Consider the following 15,916-nt stretch of genomic DNA (forward strand, 5'->3'; position numbering starts at 1 on the left):
ATGGATAAAACTTGTACACACGTTTGGAATAGCTGCCTTCTAATCATAAAAGACAACATCCCAGCACAGAGCTTTAAGACTTGGTTCGAACCAATCAAGGCTTTGCGCATGGAAGGAAGCGTTCTGACGATACAAGTTCCAAGCTTATTCTTTTACGAATGGCTGGAAGAACATTATGTAGGATTATTGCGTAAGACGATAAAGAAACAGCTTGGAGAAGAAGGCCGCCTGGAGTATAATATCGTTGTTGAGCAATCATCTTCAAGTAAGCCGTACACCACCAATATGCCGTCGAACGGTAACGGTGCCGAATCGAAGAACCAATCCATGCCTGTTCCTATATCAATTAATAAGGATATCAAAAATCCATTTGTTATACCAGGCTTGAAGAAACTGAATGTAGACCCACAGCTTAACCAAAATTACACCTTCGAAAGCTTTGTGGAGGGTGATTGTAACCGTTTAGCCCGTTCGGCAGGTTATGCGGTAGCTGCCAAACCGGGTGGTACCTCATTCAATCCACTAATGATATATGGTGGCGTTGGTCTTGGTAAAACACACCTTGCACAAGCTATTGGAAACGAGATCAGGGTTAAATTACCGGATAAGCTGGTATTGTATGTCTCCTGTGAAAAGTTTACCCAGCAGTTTGTTGACGCCCTTAAGCATAATAACATTAATGATTTTGTGAACTTTTACCAGGCTATTGACGTACTCATCATGGATGATGTGCACAACTTTGCCGGTAAAGAGAAAACACAGGATTTCTTTTTTCATATTTTCAATCATCTGCACCAATCAGGCAAGCAACTGATCATTACTTCTGATAAAGCGCCTAAGGATCTGGCTGGTTTGGAAGAACGTTTGTTATCCCGCTTTAAGTGGGGTCTTTCAGCCGACCTTCAGGTTCCTGATCTGGAAACACGCATGGCTATCCTTAAAAATAAAATCTACCAGGACGGCATTGAGCTATCAAATGATGTGGTTGAGTACGTGGCACATAATATTGATAACAACGTGCGCGAACTGGAGGGTGCTATGGTATCCCTGTTAGCACAATCAACCCTTAACCGTAAGGAGATCGACTTGAACCTTGCCAAGCAGATGTTGAAGAATTTTGTAAAAAATTCGTCCAAAGAGATCTCTATGGAATACATCCAGAGCCTGGTTTGTGAGTATTTTGAAGTGCCAATTGATATGGTAAAATCACAAACCCGCAAACGCGAGATCGTACAGGCAAGGCAGATATCTATGTACCTGGCTAAAGCCCATACCAAAAGCTCATTAAAATCTATCGGCAGCTTCTTTGGCGGACGCGACCACTCAACCGTGATCTATGCCTGCCAGACAGTAGAGGATCTGATCGATACCGATAAGAAATTCAAAGGCTACGTAGCTGATATACAGAAGAAATTGAAAATGTCTTAATCGACATTCAGAAATATTTGAAACGCCGTTGTCAACAGCAGTGGCGTTTTTTTGTTTAATCACTAAAGGTATATCTCATAAATGCCTGCATCTTCATTTATTTGAAAGTTAATGATCTCTTTTTCAAGCTGGGTCAAGCGGTCACATATTTCTTCTGTGCTAATATTACCCGTACGTAACCAGATTATTTTGGGAGGAAAAGAATACAAGTTTTGAAGTTCCGAGAAATCTTCATCAAAAGTTAAAATGGTGTATTGATTTTCTTTTGCGAATTTCCAAATAAATAAATCAGATAGTCTTTCTCCTTTCTTAATTTCATTAGCCGGTAGAATATTCCATTGTGGGATCAGTTTCTTAATTCGCCAGGAAACATTCTCGTCAGAAACTAAACGAATGCTCATGCAACTTTAATAATTCTTTCTTTATTGGCTGCATAAGCAAGACAGGCTAATATATGCACTTCGGCCAATTGCGGAAAGTCATTGAGTATTTGTTCGTGCGTTAAACCGGAAGCCAGCCATTGTAACACATCATAAACAGTAATGCGTGTACCTTTTATAACAGGTTTACCAAACCTGATATCCGGGTTAACTTCAATATATTGTTTATAATCAACTTGTGACATACACAAATTTACTTAAATATAATGACAAATTGCTGCATACATCTATTTCAATTCCCCCAACTTTACTAACGCATAAAATAGCCCGGTGCAATGTAAAGACTGAGCTATTTTATTATCCATCAATAGCTGTTTTACTTCGGGGATGGTAAATGTCTCCACTATCAGTTCCTCCTGCTCATCCAGATGTTGTTCCTGCACTTTTTTGCCTCCCCGTGCCAAATAGCAATGGGTATGGTTATTAGCAGTGGATGGATTAGCATAAACAACGGACAGTAATTCAAAATCATCAAACTGGTAACCTGTTTCCTCTAACAATTCTCTACGCATGGCCTGTTCAGGGGTTTCGCCATGGTCAATTACGCCACCGGGTATTTCAAGCGACACAATTTCTGCAGCGTGGCGGTATTGGTGTACCATTAAAACTTTATTGTCTTCGGTAATAGCAACGGCATTTACCCAGTTGTTATATTCTAGAACGTAGTAGTCTTCAACAATATGACCGCTCGGCATTTCACACTTGTCAGTACGAAGTGTGGCCCATGGGCCTTTATGAATATAATGAGATGAGAGTTTTTTCCAGATAAGTTCGTTATAGCTCATAGTTGATAGTTCATGGATCATAGTAAAACATGGCTAATGTAGGGAATGCCTTTATAAGAAAAAAGCTTCTTGCCATGAACCATGAACTATCAACTATGAGCTAATTACTAACTACCAACTTCCGCTTGATCCGCCTCCGCCAAAATCACCGCCGCCAAAACCGCCGAAGCCTCCGCTATCGCCACCACCGCTGTCTCCGCCACCGCCTGAGAATCCACCCCAGCCGCCACTTTCACGCCCGAGCACAGCACCACCCAGGAACCACCAGAACGGACTTGCTCCGCCCCGGCTGTCAATGATATGCCCACCTCCGCCACGGTTACGGAAAATAACGATCAGAATAACGATAACAATAATGATCAGGATTGCTATACTACCGCCGCCACCACCTTTGTTCTGAGCCTTTTTATCAGCTTTGTATTCGCCTTTAAGGTATTTAATAATGTCATTAGTACCTGCATCCAGCCCGGCATAGTAATTACCGGCCTTAAAATTGGGTCTGATGTCATTTTGGATGATCTGATGGGTAATTATATCAGGCAAAGCGCCTTCTGCACCATAACCTGTTTGGATAGCCACTTTGCGGTCGCCAATAGCCACCAATATAACAACGCCATTGTTTTTACCTTTTTGGCCTATACCCCAGGCACGGCCAACACGTTGAGCATAGTCGTTAATGTCATAGTCACCTACCGATTTCATGATCACTACCGCTATTTGAGAAGAAGTAGAGTCATCATAAGCAACCAGTTTTTGCTCCAGTTGCTGTTGTTCAGAGGCTGACAGCGTATTGGTAAAATCAGTTACCAGCGTGCTTGGTTTAGGGGGCAATTCCTGCGAAAACGTAAAAAGTATGCATAGCACAAAACAGGAAAGCAATATAATTTTCTTAAACATGGTTTTAATTTTTAATCGCCGTCCATAAAGGCAACATCATCTGACAGTTCGTTGTTATTGTCCACTGTCTGAGGGAAATATTTTTGAAGATGTTCGCCGGCTATTTTAAGGCCGGTAACTATTCCTTCTACCAAATCACCATACTTAAAATGGTTGAGCATCTCCTCTTTGGTATCGTCCCAGAAATTTTCAGGTACCAACTTGTTGATACCCCGATCGCCTATAATGGCAAATTTACGGTCAACAGTAGCCAGATAGATCAATACGCCATTACGCAGCTTGGTTTTATGCATATCCAGCTGATGGAAATATTTGGCAGCACGGTCAAGTACATCCTCACTACAGGTTTTCTCAATGCAAACCCGTATCTGACCTGAAGTATGCTTTTCGGCATCCTCAATAGCACGGCGAATGCGCTGCTGTTCTTCTTCGTTGAAAACTGCCATATAGTTTATGATTACACCGATTATGTTTGGATTACACTGATTTTTGTAATCGCACCATCTGTGTAATCTATTTCAAAAATCAGTGTAATCATTTAATTAAAATTGAACTTTAGGTGCATTTGCTGCAGCTGCATCAGCCTGGAAATATCCCTTAGGTCCGAATCCAAACATATTAGCAAGAATATTGCTCGGGAACGACCGCACTTTCGTATTGTATGTCTGAACAGCTTCGTTGAAATCGCGTCTTGATACAGCTATCCTGTTTTCTGTTCCTTCCAACTGTGCCTGCAAACCGCTGAAGTTCTCATTTGCTTTTAATTGAGGATAGTTTTCAGAAGCAACCAGTAACCTGCCCAGGGCTGTGCTTAACTGCCCTTGTGCTGCCTGGTATTTCTGAATAGTTTCAGGAGTAAGTTTGGTTGGGTCAACCTGTATTGATGTAGCTCTTGCGCGGGCCTCCGTTACTTCAACTAAGGTACTCTTTTCAAAATTGGCTACACCCTTTACAGTAGCAACCAGGTTAGGGATCAGGTCAGCACGACGCTGATAATCTGTTTGTACAGTTCCCCATTTTGACTGAGTGTTTTGATCAAGACTTACTATCGAATTGTAGCTCGATGTGCAACCGCAACCACCTATAAAAAGGATAAGTACGACTATGCCTATTACGATATAAGAAGTTTTCATTTTTTGAATGTATTAATTTAAAAGTTGAATTTACAACTTTGATCGCAAAAGCTATACCGTTGTTACAAATTGATTTATGTAGACTTTTTGGCAGGTGATTTGTCTGAACCTGAATTCTATAAACGGCGTAGCCTTCTTGAACACCATTGAAAACAAACAATAGGTGAAAAACTCTGGTTCAGACATTGTAACTAAATTGTGTCAAATACATTTTTATTTAGGAATTAACTTTTTTGCTGTTATCTTAAGCTGCCCAATTAGTTATAATATCCAAACCCATCTTAAAACAGCATATTGAAGGATTTTTACAAACGCCGATCTTTTAAAATACCCCTTCTATTAGCATTTTGTTTGCTGGCTTTTGCTGCCAATGCGCAAAAAAAGAACGCAAATTACAGGTATCATATCCGCAGAGCAAGTTCTGCCATCGCTATTGATGGTGTAGGCGATGAGCCGGCCTGGCAGCAGGCAGATTCAGCCATAAACTTCCACATGGTGTTGCCGATGGATACCAGCCTGGCAAAAGTGCCAACCGTCGTGCGCATGACCTATGATGATCAAAACATGTATATCCTGGCGGTTTGTTATACCAATATCCCCGGACCATACATGGTGGAATCACTGAAACGGGATTTTAGTTTTTTAAAAAATGACAATTTCATTTTCTTTATGGATCCATTTGACGCCCGTACCGATGGTTTTACTTTCGGCGCCAACGCAGCGGGTGCACAATGGGATGGCAGTATGTATGCCGGTGGCAGCGTGGATCTGAACTGGGACAACAAATGGACATCAGCAGTAAAAAACTATCCTAATAAGTGGGTGTTCGAGGCAGCTATCCCTTTTAAAAGCATCCGTTATAAAAAAGGGATAAAAGAATGGGGTATCAATTTCAGCCGGAATGACCTGAAAAGTGCTGAAAAATCAAGCTGGACACCTGTACCACGTCAATTCCCAACTGCGTCACTGGCTTATACCGGTGTATTGGTTTGGGATGAAGAGCCGCCAACCTCAAGCAGTAATGTTTCTATTATACCTTACGCGTTGGCAGGCGTGACAAAGGATTATGCTGATAATAAATCTGCAGCGTTTAAAAAAGAGATAGGTGGTGATGCCAAGATCGCAGTAACTCCTTCACTAAACCTTGATCTCACGGTTAACCCGGATTTCTCACAAGTGGATGTTGATCAGCAGGTGATAGACCTGAGCCGGTACCAACTTTTCTTCCCTGAAAAAAGACAGTTCTTTCTCGAGAACGGCGACTTATTCTCCAATTTTGGCTATTCAGATATACGTCCGTTCTTTTCAAGGCAGATCGGTCTTAACCAGCCTATTGATTTTGGTGCACGACTGACCGGAAAGCTTGACAAGGACTGGCGCATTGGTGTAATGGACATCCAAACCGGCACATCAACCCAAAATGATCTGGATGCTGCCAATTATGGTGTGATCACACTACAAAGGCGTGTGCTCGATCGTTCTAACATTGCTTTTATGTTTGTGAATAAGGCTGTTACGAGTGCGGCACCCGGCAGCACAATTGGCCCTAATAATTATAATAGCAATATCGGCATGGAATTTAACCTGGCATCAAGAAGTAATATCTGGACAGGTAAATTGTTGGGATTAAAATCATTTACACCAGGCAAAAACGGGCACGACCTTGTACTTGCTGACAACGTTCAATACCTGAGTAAGTACTGGACCTTATACATGCAGGAGGAATACGTAGGTAAAAACTATAATGCTGAAGTTGGTTTTGTGCCGCGGGTAGGCTATATCAAACTGAGTCCGCTTTTATTGCGCAATTTCTTACCGAAAAAAGGTGATGTACTCAGTTATGGCTTACAGTTTACCTCCAATTATTATTTTGATGAGAGCTTTGACCGTACTGACAATGAAAGTGCTTTATCCTTTATCACTACTTTGCGCGACCGCAGTACCATCACCATTTCGGGGATCAATGATTATGTGAAGCTGCAACAACCCTTTGATCCTACTAATACCGGTAAGGACAGCCTGGCTATCGGCACCGAGCATCGCTATAATTCATTGGATATATTATTGGTATCCAAACCCCAAAGTGTATTTACTTATCAGTTAGAATCCATTTTTGGTGGTTATTATGATAACGGGCACAGGCTTAGTTTTAGCGGTACTATCGGTTATCGCATACAGCCTTACGTCAATATCGCCCTGAATGGCAATTATACAGATCTGCGCCTGCCATTGCCTTACGGTGATACCAGGTTTACACTCATCGGCCCAAAAATAGATGTCACTTTTACCAACACGTTGTACTTTACTACCTACGTGCAGTATAATGATCAGCAAAGGAACATGAACGTGAATGCACGTTTCCAATGGCGATACAAACCAGCTTCTGACTTTTTTATTGTGTATAGTGAAAATTCAATGCCATCACCATACACACCAAAGAACAGGCAGCTAGTGATTAAGTGGACCTATTGGTGCAATCTGTAATAGATGATCCGAATATTTAATTAAACATGATAATTTATATTGCGAATATTCTAAATTTACAAATGGATAGCCCTGAAAAGGCCGTTTCACACCAAATATAAACCTATTATCAACCAACAAAGTACAAACATGAAAACCCAATTTAAACTATTGTTATTGTTACCGGTGGCGGTTGCTGCATCTCTTGCGTTTACCGTTTGATTAGGTTGATTGAGTGAGTGGTTGATTGAGTTCAACGCATTTAAACCAATCCAACTTAATCAACCCAATCTAACTTAATATAACCAATTAACTATCACCCATTTATTCATGGAAGAAAAGAAAATAAATTCCCGGCGCGACTTCATCAAGAAGTCGGCTATTGCAGCAGCAGCATTTACTATTGTGCCACGCTTTGTATTAGGTAAAGGCTATCTGGCTCCAAGCGACCAACTGACCAAAGGCATTATCGGTGTAGGTGGTATGGGCAGAAACCATATCCCTTACGGAGGTACCCGTGTTGTAGCTATTTGCGACGTGGACAAGAACCACTTGTCAGACGTAGCTAAGATGCTCAACAACGGTGCTAAAACAATGAGCGATTACCGCGAGTTGATACAACTGCCCGAAGTAGATATTGTGCACGTAGCCACGCCACCGCACTGGCATGGTATTATTGCTGCCGATGCTGCACGTGCCGGTAAAGACATCTGGTGCGAAAAACCCATGACCCATACTATAGGCGAAGGAAAGCGCCTGATGGAAGCCGTACAACAACACGGACGGATCTTCAGGTTAAATACATGGTTCCGCTTTGAGGATAATTTTTATGGGATGGGTACTACCGTAAAACCGATCAAAAAATTAGTAGAAAGTGGTCTGCTTGGCTGGCCGTTGACTGTTACTGTTGGCAGGCATACCGGGTTCGACTGGAAATTTTATTGGGTGGGAAAAACCGATCTGCCTGAGATGCCCGTTCCGCCTGAATTGGATTATGAAACATGGCTCGGCCCTGCACCTTACAAGCCTTATCATCCTCATAGGGTACACCAAACCTTTAGAGGGTATTGGGATTATGATGGCGGTGGCTTAAGTGATATGGGGCAGCATTACCTTGACCCGGTACAATACTTTTTGGGCAAGGATGACACCAGTCCGATAAGTGTTGAGCTGGATGCTCCACAGCAAAATATGGATGCTGTAGGTACCTGGCGCAAGATCACCTATACTTATGCTGATGGCTGCAAGATCATCCTGGATGGTGAAGGCAGTGTAGAGGGTGTACCTTATATTGAAGGACCAAAAGGTAAATTATACCCTGGTTTTAAATCGGATATACCAGACCTGGACAAGAAACTGGCTGATTTTCCTGACCCTCAGCCACAGGTGACCGACTTTATAGATGCTGTAAAGAACCGGAAGAAATTTGCTCTGAACGAAGAGAACGGTTATCGCTCTTGCACCATTATCAATATGGGTTTGGTAGCGCTGCGTTTAGGCAGATCATTAAAATTTGACCCGGTTAAACAGGAGTTTATTAATGATGAGGGTGCCAATCGTTTGATATTCCCTCCACTGCGTGCACCCTGGACCATTTAATGTTTAAGCTTGATTCACAAACCATGAAGAAAATATTTATTGCAATTGCCTTTCTGCTTGTCTCTGTTGTTTCAACCAGGGCGCAGGATAACCGCATTACTGCCATTTTAGATAAAGAACCTGCAAATAATGCTACCGAGCTGAATGCTAATGCCGCTGCTGTTGCCCAGTTGGGTGAGGCTGGCATTGTTGATATGCTGAGCACGCTGCAACCATCCGGACAGGCAGATAATACCAAAGTTTATGATGCCATAAGCGGCTTTTCGTTCTATACCACCCAAACCGGCCGTGAACAATGGCGGGCTATGGCTGTACAGGCGTACGCCGAAGCCTTGGCTAAAGTAAACGATAAAGAAAACCAGGCGTTTATCATCAGTCAGCTCCAAATAACCGGTAAGGACGATGCCATTATCACCCTAAAAAAATACCTGAACGATGAGCGGCTTTGCGATCCTGCTGCAAGAGCTTTGGTGAAGATCAACTCTCCTGCTGCAAAATCAGCATTATTAGCAGCTTTGAAAACTTCCCAGGGAACTTGCACGCTATCCCTTACAAAATCATTAGGCGATAGTAAAAACGCTATCGCTGTAAAGAGTATTTCGGCATTGATTGGTAAAGACAAAAAGCTGGATAAGGTAGCTTTATATGCATTAGCCAATATTGCCGACCCTGTTTCTATCAATCTGATGGCAAATGCCGCCGATAAGGCCGGGCTTACTTATGACGAGACCAACGCCACATCAGCTTACCTGTTGTACATTGGCAACCTGGGTAAAAAGAATTCCGTTACTGCTACCCGTTTAGCCACAACCCTATCAACCAAAGCTGAATTAGCTAATCAGGTACAAACACATACTGCTGCTTTAAAATTGCTGGTAGATATACAGGGTGCAAAATGTACGCCATTGCTCATAGAAGCGGCACGTAGCAGTAATGCACAATATCGTGAAGCTGCTTTAAAGTTCGCCGGGCCATATATCACCCCAACTACCACTACGCAATGGGTAACCGAGCTGAACAGAGCCACTAAGGATGAGAAAATTGCCATCATCAAAATGCTTGCCTACAATAATGCAACGACTGCCTTACCTGCTATCCAGAAGCAATTGAAAAGCAGCGACAACGATATAACTATAGCCGCTATCGCCGCGTCGGGTAAAATAGGTCAGGATAAGGTGTTGACCGATCTGTTAAATGTAATGAGGCATGGTGACCAGGCACAAATCACAGCCGTACAAAATGCCTTATTGATAATGAAAGGGCCTACTGTTACTACCAAAGTGGCTAAAGCATTGCCGGATATGCCTACAGATGCCAAGGTGGCTTTGATCAGCGTATTGGCCGCACGACAGGCACATTCACAAATCGATATTGTAACTCCTCTGTTAGACAATCCGGATCCAAAAGTACGTGCAGCAGCCTATGCATCATTAAAACAATTGGCAGGTCCGGATAACCTGAACCAGCTATATGCTTTATTGGCTTCATCAATCCAGCCAACAGAAACCACAGATCTGCAGGTTGCCATTATTGCCGTTATCAGTAGAATGAAAGATAGATCTGCTGAAACTGCACAGGTATTGGAACAGATGGACAAAGCTTCGGCAGCTAAAAAACCAGTTTACCTTAATATCCTGGCAAGTATTGGCGATAAAAAGTCCCTTGGTGCCGTGTCAAATGCGTATAACCAGGGTGATGATGCAACCAGGCAAGCGGCGGTTACCGCGTTATCCCAATGGACAGACGTAACATCGGCTCCTGAATTATACCGCATCAGCAAAGAAAGTACCGATGCAGGCCTAAAAAACCAGGCTTTAAGAGGCTTTATTGCAGCCATCAGCAAATCAGATTATCCGGCTGACGAAAAAATAATTTACCTGCGCGATGCTATGGATATAGCGCAAACCGTTCCACAGAAGAAACTGATATTGCAGGAAGCATCAAACAACAAAACCTTCCCGGCGCTGGTATTTGTAAGCAAGTATTTGGATGATCCTCAATTGCAGGCTGATGCTGCCGAAGATGTATCAACCATTGCACTGTCTGACAAATCCTTCTATGGAAACGACGTAAAAGTATGGCTCACCAAGGCTATGGCGATAAAAAAGGGCGGCGATAGTGATTACGAAAAAGTAGCAATCCGCAAATTTATTACCGAGATGCCGCCGGATGCCGGCTTAGCTTTACTGTTCAACAACAAAGATCTTTCCGGCTGGAAAGGATTAGTGGGCAACCCTATCCTCCGCAGTAAAATGGATGTCCCTACGCTGGCTAAAGAACAGCACAAAGCTGACTCCATTATGCGCAAGGGCTGGTATGTGAAGGACAGCATATTAAACTTTAGCGGCAATGGCGAGAACATTTGCACCATAAAACAATACCGCAACTTTGAAATGTATGTGGATTGGAAGATAGAAAAAGAAGGCGATGCTGGTATTTATCTCCGTGGATCGCCACAGGTACAGATATGGGATACATCAAGGGTGAGCGTGGGTGCACAGGTTGGCTCTGGCGGTTTGTATAATAACAAGACACACGAAAGCAAACCGCTCAAATTGGCCGACAATGCCATTGGCGATTGGAACAATTTCCACATCATCATGAAAGGTGATAAAGTAACCGTATACCTTAACGGTGTGCTGGTGGTTGACAACATTGTAATGGACAATTACTGGGATTATAAACAGCCTATCTTCCCGAAAGAACAGATAGAGTTACAGGCACATGGCAACCATGTATATTACCGTGATATCTACCTGAAAGAGCTTTCGGATTGATGCTATTGATAGATAATAGTTAAATTGCTGCTATAACCAGACTGTTTAAACAATCGTATAAGCTTCCATGAGAAGTTTATCAAAATTTGTTGCAGTACTGGTTATAGCGTTTGCATTTAGCGCTTGCAAGAAGAGCAGCACACCTGCTCCGGATACTACCACCTCAACCATCATGACGCTTACATCTAACGGAACTAACATTAGTTTCGATGATTGTGAAGAGGTAACTGCATCAGTAAATAATGTTGTACATACCTTAATTTCCGGCAATAGCACTACCAATAAGAATATAAGCTTTACTGTAGACATTGTTCATGATCCCGCAACTATAAAAGCAGGACAAGCCTACCCGGTGATATCCACATCTAGCCAAACAGCAGATGCTGCGACTCTTTTCTATTCTCCTAACGCTACCGACACTTATGTTAGCCAACTGGCAAATAGCCAGGGTTCAGTAACTATTAACGGCGTTACGGCTACTACCATTACCGGCACTTTCTCGGGTGTATTATTTGCAGAGGGCGATTTTGAGACCGTAGTTTACACTATCACTAACGGCGCATTTACAGCAAAACGCAATTAAGAAAGTTGGCCGTTGGCACAAATCCGACTGCTACTGCAACTGCCACTGCCAACTAATATTTCTGATAAACATTATACAACACATTCAGATCCAGCTGGGTGAGTTGCGCGGTGACATCTGTTTGTACAAAGTGCCGTTTAAAGGCCACTATAGCGGCAGTGATGTTGGATGTATCATAGCCTATCAGTCTGAGGGCGGTGGCATAATCAAAATTATCCGGGGCAAGCTCCAGCACATCATCGCTCCAGTAGCCGAAACCATGCTGCGCCAATACTTTCCACGGGAAGAATGGTCCGGGGTCTGGCTTGCGGAGTGGTGCTATATCCTGGTGACCGATAAAATTATTCGCCGGTATATTATATGCCTTTTTCAGATGGGCCAGTAAAGCCAGCAGACTCTTTATCTGCGGATCGGTAAAAGGTTCGTTTCCATTATTATCAATCTCAATCCCTATCGAGCAGCTATTCATATCGCTGATACTGCCCCACTTGCTGATGCCGGCATGCCAGGCGCGCAGGTAATCGTTCAGCATATGCACCACCTTGCCATCCTTGCCCACCACATAATGCGCACTCACCTGTGTTTTTACCACCGTGAAAGTCTTGAGCGTTTGCCCTAGCGAATCCTGCGCGGTAAAATGGATGATCACATAATTAGGCTTGCGCATATTAAAGTTAACCGTCCCTACAAATGCCGACGGCACCGGCACACCCGCACTATCCGCCAGCATAGCCGGCTGCTCCTGCTCAATCACCTTAGCCATCGAGTCCGACTGGTGCTTGTACACCTTATTGGTAACCGCATAGGGTCCTTTAGGCGAACAGGAAGCCAGTGTGAAGGCAGTTAGCAGTAGCAGTAAGTAGTGGCGGTAGTTCATAAATGCTAACTTAAGCAATGTATCAATGTAATGCTATACAGCCACAAAAGTTTTACTTAAATACTGATTATATGCTTTTATCTTTCTATTGAAATTTTACATTGAACTTGCCGTTTGTAATTGTAACTGTATGGACAGCAGAGCTTTGATCCTGTTCATGAAGCGTTCCGCTAAAAGTACCTTGTACATTGGTGCTGCTAAGTGAAGTAATTGTTACTGTACCTGTATAAGGCCCATCGCTGGTACCATACGCATTTAACCGATTGTCAGGGCCATCAGAATTAAAATAATTTATCTCCGGACCCAAATTGTTGACATTTGTTGGATCAAAACTATAAGTGCCTATGGTTGGCTGATTGGGAAAGTTTACAATAACTTTAATGCCAGAAGAATTGCTGGGATCTTTAGCCGCTAAAAAAATAATCTCATAACCGCTTCCGAGACCATCCTGAGTGCTTTCAGCAAATGCTGCGAAATTAAAGGTTTCATTTACGCCATTAATAGTTGCCGAAATACCATTAGTAAGAGGGGTAACTGCTGGAGTGCTTTTCTTGCACGAGTACAAAACAAACAGCACACCTGCCGCAAGGAATAATAGCTTCTTCATTTTAATAAGGTTTAGTATTAAATAAGGTGGAAAGTTAAGCGGTTTTAGTTTAAGATGCAATATACAGGCATAATTGCTGTAGAATAAAGTGATTATTACTGACAAAACCCTGTCACCATAAGTTTTTTAGCGTTTGCCGAACTTTAGACCTATTAAATAAAATATGGAGAACAAACAAAAACCCACCTCAATGCAGCCGGGTCAGGCTGCCCCGTTCTCAAGTGTCTATGATCTTAGCCTTGATGACCTTAAAACATCCATCAACCAAATGATGAGTGATGACGACCAGAGTGACAAACCATTTGTTACCCGCTCAGCTTCTGCATGGCTGGAACATCAAAGCAACAAAGCCGCTGCCCTGCCACTGTTTGGCGAACTTTGGTTTGAGCATGAGCTGTGCATTCTATTTTCTGACACCAATATAGGCAAGTCTATTTTAGCGGTGCAGATAGGCGACAGTATTGCCAAAGGCGAAGGTATAGCGCCTTTTACTTTTGAGGCTGATCAGCAAACGGTGCTTTATTTCGATTTCGAGCTATCGGGCAGGCAGTTTGAGAGCCGTTATGTAGATGAGCATAAAAGCCGGTATGCCTTTAGTCCAAACCTGTACCGTGCCGAGCTAAACCCCTTGCTTGAAGTCCCCGACGGTTTCAGGAACTTTGAGGATTACATCTGCCACATGATCGAGCACGAAGTATTGCAGGTAAACGCCACTATTGTTATCATCGATAACATCACCTACCTGCGTACCGAAACTGAACGCGCCAAAGATGCCCTGCCACTGATGAAACAGTTAAAAGCACTGAAGGAAAAGTACAGTTTATCCATACTTGCGTTGGCGCATACACCAAAAAGGGATAAGTCAGCACCAATCAACCGTAACGACTTGCAGGGCAGCAAGATGCTCATCAATTTTTGCGATAGCGCGTTCTCTATCGGCGAGAGCCAGAAGGACTCCAGCATCAGGTATTTAAAGCAGATAAAACAGCGCAATACCGAGGAGCTTTATGGCGAGAAGAATGTGATAGTTTACCAGATACTAAAGCCTGATAATTTTCTGCATTACCGGCACATTGGTTTCAGTAGCGAATGGGATCACCTCAAACAACGAACAGACGAGGATGATGATGAAAGAAACACCCAGATATTCCAACTGCATCAAAAAGGTTTTAGCTTACGCGAAATTGGCAAGGAGCTTAACGTTTCGCATCAAACTGTAGGCCGGATACTGAAAAACCTTAAAGACTAACTGTAACAGGTGTAACGCCTGTCGCCCTTCTTTACACCTGTTACAGGTGTTACACTTCATCACTCAACAATCACTGTAACACGTGTAACACCTGTCACTCCCCTTTACAGGTGTTACAGATGTTACACTTCCCAAATCACCAATGACCACTCTACGCTATACCCTCGAACCCTATAACGGTCCGGCAAGCCGTTACCATTGCCCCATATGCAACCATCGTAACAAAACCTTTTGCCGATACATTGATACCGAAACCGACCAATACCTTGCCGATCATGTAGGTAGATGCAGTCGTGAAGACAAATGCGGATACCATTACAAACCACGCCATTATTTTTATGCCAACTGGATGTACAAGCCACAATCGACCCAAAAAACGTACAACGTAATACGTAAAACCTATAACCCATCGCCACCAAGCTATATCCACCCAGATACCGTTAATGCCAGCTTTACCAATTATGGTCAAAACTACTTTGTACAATATTTAATTACTCTTTTTGGGTTTGATAAGGCTGATGAATTAGTAGGCCGATACCGGATAGGCACATCTAACCATTGGCCGGGAGCAACCATATTCTGGCAGTTAGATACCGCAGGCAACGTACGTACCGGTAAAGTAATGCTTTATGATAAGCAAACCGGGAAACGGGTAAAAGAACCATTTAACCATATTACCTGGGCACATAAATTGGCTAATCTTGATGTGAACTTCAACCTAAAACAATGCCTATTCGGTGAACATCTTTTAAACGAAGAACCCACCAAACCGGTAGCCATTGTGGAGAGCGAAAAGACGGCCATTATAGCCAGCGCCTTACTACCCGACATGCTATGGCTGGCAGCAGGCAGTTTGCATAATTTGAAGTTTGAAATATGCCAGGCACTAAAAGGCCGAAAGGTATACCTCTTCCCCGATCTGAACGCTTATGACAAATGGCGCATAAAAGCCCTATCCATCCAAACCCAAATGCCCGGCACCACCTTTAAAGTTTTCAAAGCAATGGAACATAAAGCTAATGAGGATGAACTTAAACAAGGGCTGGATTTAGGGGATTTGTTGGGAAGGGGGTAAGAT

General features: G+C 43.0%; 15 protein-coding genes. 7 read left to right on the plus strand and 8 right to left on the minus strand.

Annotated features, from left to right (window positions below; all coding sequences use genetic code 11):
* Window positions 1-1,428: a chromosomal replication initiator protein DnaA gene (dnaA, locus tag ACPPVU_RS00005; protein ID WP_426669630.1), complete on the plus strand. Its 1,428-nt coding sequence runs from the start codon at window positions 1-3 to the stop codon at window positions 1,426-1,428.
* Between the two features lie 62 nt (window positions 1,429-1,490).
* On the opposite strand, the gene ACPPVU_RS00010 is transcribed toward dnaA, so the two are convergent.
* The 6 genes from ACPPVU_RS00010 to ACPPVU_RS00035 form a co-directional block, all read right to left on the minus strand.
* Window positions 1,491-1,829, minus strand: a complete 339-nt coding sequence (locus ACPPVU_RS00010) for a DUF5615 family PIN-like protein (protein WP_426669631.1) — start codon at window positions 1,827-1,829, stop codon at window positions 1,491-1,493.
* Complete coding sequence (locus ACPPVU_RS00015) at window positions 1,826-2,053, minus strand: DUF433 domain-containing protein (protein ID WP_426669632.1); 228 nt, start codon at window positions 2,051-2,053, stop codon at window positions 1,826-1,828. Before ACPPVU_RS00015 ends, ACPPVU_RS00010 begins: the two co-directional genes overlap by 4 nt.
* A gap of 42 nt (window positions 2,054-2,095) precedes the next feature.
* Window positions 2,096-2,674, minus strand: a complete 579-nt coding sequence (locus ACPPVU_RS00020) for an NUDIX hydrolase (RefSeq protein WP_426669633.1) — start codon at window positions 2,672-2,674, stop codon at window positions 2,096-2,098.
* A gap of 90 nt (window positions 2,675-2,764) precedes the next feature.
* On the minus strand, window positions 2,765-3,550 hold the full coding sequence (locus tag ACPPVU_RS00025; protein ID WP_426669634.1) for a TPM domain-containing protein: 786 nt from the start codon (window positions 3,548-3,550) through the stop codon (window positions 2,765-2,767).
* 11 nt (window positions 3,551-3,561) lie between these two features.
* Entirely contained in the window at window positions 3,562-3,996 is a 435-nt protein-coding gene (locus ACPPVU_RS00030) for a TPM domain-containing protein (protein ID WP_426669635.1), read from the minus strand.
* Window positions 3,997-4,092: 96 nt separating this feature from the next.
* Window positions 4,093-4,683, minus strand: a complete 591-nt coding sequence (locus tag ACPPVU_RS00035; RefSeq protein ID WP_426669636.1) for a LemA family protein — start codon at window positions 4,681-4,683, stop codon at window positions 4,093-4,095.
* A gap of 294 nt (window positions 4,684-4,977) precedes the next feature.
* On the opposite strand from ACPPVU_RS00035, the gene ACPPVU_RS00040 reads away from it, so the two are divergent.
* The 4 genes from ACPPVU_RS00040 (at window position 4,978) to ACPPVU_RS00055 (ending at window position 12,105) form a co-directional block, all read left to right on the plus strand.
* Window positions 4,978-7,167, plus strand: a complete 2,190-nt coding sequence (locus ACPPVU_RS00040) for a DUF5916 domain-containing protein (RefSeq protein WP_426669637.1) — start codon at window positions 4,978-4,980, stop codon at window positions 7,165-7,167.
* Between the two features lie 309 nt (window positions 7,168-7,476).
* Window positions 7,477-8,745 carry a Gfo/Idh/MocA family oxidoreductase gene (locus ACPPVU_RS00045; protein WP_426669638.1) on the plus strand — a complete coding sequence of 423 codons (1,269 nt, stop codon included), beginning with the start codon at window positions 7,477-7,479 and terminating at the stop codon, window positions 8,743-8,745.
* A gap of 23 nt (window positions 8,746-8,768) precedes the next feature.
* Window positions 8,769-11,522: a DUF1080 domain-containing protein gene (locus tag ACPPVU_RS00050; protein ID WP_426669639.1), complete on the plus strand. Its 2,754-nt coding sequence runs from the start codon at window positions 8,769-8,771 to the stop codon at window positions 11,520-11,522.
* A 67-nt stretch (window positions 11,523-11,589) separates the two neighbouring features.
* The gene (locus ACPPVU_RS00055) at window positions 11,590-12,105 is read left to right on the plus strand and encodes a hypothetical protein (protein WP_426669640.1); all 516 of its coding nucleotides are present in this window, start codon (window positions 11,590-11,592) and stop codon (window positions 12,103-12,105) included.
* 52 nt (window positions 12,106-12,157) lie between these two features.
* Here ACPPVU_RS00055 and ACPPVU_RS00060 read toward each other — a convergent pair whose 3' ends face one another.
* Together ACPPVU_RS00060 and ACPPVU_RS00065 are read right to left on the minus strand one after the other, a co-directional pair.
* Entirely contained in the window at window positions 12,158-12,982 is an 825-nt protein-coding gene (locus ACPPVU_RS00060) for an N-acetylmuramoyl-L-alanine amidase (RefSeq protein ID WP_426669641.1), read from the minus strand.
* A gap of 85 nt (window positions 12,983-13,067) precedes the next feature.
* On the minus strand, window positions 13,068-13,589 hold the full coding sequence (locus ACPPVU_RS00065; protein ID WP_426669642.1) for a hypothetical protein: 522 nt from the start codon (window positions 13,587-13,589) through the stop codon (window positions 13,068-13,070).
* A gap of 163 nt (window positions 13,590-13,752) precedes the next feature.
* On the opposite strand from ACPPVU_RS00065, the gene ACPPVU_RS00070 reads away from it, so the two are divergent.
* Together ACPPVU_RS00070 and ACPPVU_RS00075 are read left to right on the plus strand one after the other, a co-directional pair.
* Entirely contained in the window at window positions 13,753-14,838 is a 1,086-nt protein-coding gene (locus ACPPVU_RS00070) for an AAA family ATPase (protein WP_426669643.1), read from the plus strand.
* Window positions 14,839-14,980: 142 nt separating this feature from the next.
* The gene (locus ACPPVU_RS00075) at window positions 14,981-15,913 is read left to right on the plus strand and encodes a DUF6371 domain-containing protein (protein WP_426669644.1); all 933 of its coding nucleotides are present in this window, start codon (window positions 14,981-14,983) and stop codon (window positions 15,911-15,913) included.
* Window positions 15,914-15,916: the final 3 nt, after the last annotated feature.

Origin of the sequence: Mucilaginibacter sp. McL0603 (genome assembly GCF_049992945.1) — a bacterium.
Lineage (GTDB): Bacteria > Bacteroidota > Bacteroidia > Sphingobacteriales > Sphingobacteriaceae > Mucilaginibacter.

Excerpts from the sequence above, each read along its gene's own strand:
- dnaA (WP_426669630.1), top strand. The coding sequence starts at position 1 with ATGGATAAAACTTGTACACACGTTTGGAATAGCTGCCTTCTAATCATA.
- ACPPVU_RS00035 (WP_426669636.1), bottom strand. The coding sequence starts at position 4,683 with ATGAAAACTTCTTATATCGTAATAGGCATAGTCGTACTTATCCTTTTT.
- ACPPVU_RS00075 (WP_426669644.1), top strand. The coding sequence starts at position 14,981 with ATGACCACTCTACGCTATACCCTCGAACCCTATAACGGTCCGGCAAGC.
- ACPPVU_RS00030 (WP_426669635.1), bottom strand. The coding sequence starts at position 3,996 with ATGGCAGTTTTCAACGAAGAAGAACAGCAGCGCATTCGCCGTGCTATT.
- ACPPVU_RS00025 (WP_426669634.1), bottom strand. The coding sequence starts at position 3,550 with ATGTTTAAGAAAATTATATTGCTTTCCTGTTTTGTGCTATGCATACTT.
- ACPPVU_RS00065 (WP_426669642.1), bottom strand. The coding sequence starts at position 13,589 with ATGAAGAAGCTATTATTCCTTGCGGCAGGTGTGCTGTTTGTTTTGTAC.
- ACPPVU_RS00015 (WP_426669632.1), bottom strand. The coding sequence starts at position 2,053 with ATGTCACAAGTTGATTATAAACAATATATTGAAGTTAACCCGGATATC.
- ACPPVU_RS00010 (WP_426669631.1), bottom strand. The coding sequence starts at position 1,829 with ATGAGCATTCGTTTAGTTTCTGACGAGAATGTTTCCTGGCGAATTAAG.
- ACPPVU_RS00050 (WP_426669639.1), top strand. The coding sequence starts at position 8,769 with ATGAAGAAAATATTTATTGCAATTGCCTTTCTGCTTGTCTCTGTTGTT.
- ACPPVU_RS00070 (WP_426669643.1), top strand. The coding sequence starts at position 13,753 with ATGGAGAACAAACAAAAACCCACCTCAATGCAGCCGGGTCAGGCTGCC.
- ACPPVU_RS00020 (WP_426669633.1), bottom strand. The coding sequence starts at position 2,674 with ATGATCCATGAACTATCAACTATGAGCTATAACGAACTTATCTGGAAA.
- ACPPVU_RS00045 (WP_426669638.1), top strand. The coding sequence starts at position 7,477 with ATGGAAGAAAAGAAAATAAATTCCCGGCGCGACTTCATCAAGAAGTCG.
- ACPPVU_RS00060 (WP_426669641.1), bottom strand. The coding sequence starts at position 12,982 with ATGAACTACCGCCACTACTTACTGCTACTGCTAACTGCCTTCACACTG.
- ACPPVU_RS00055 (WP_426669640.1), top strand. The coding sequence starts at position 11,590 with ATGAGAAGTTTATCAAAATTTGTTGCAGTACTGGTTATAGCGTTTGCA.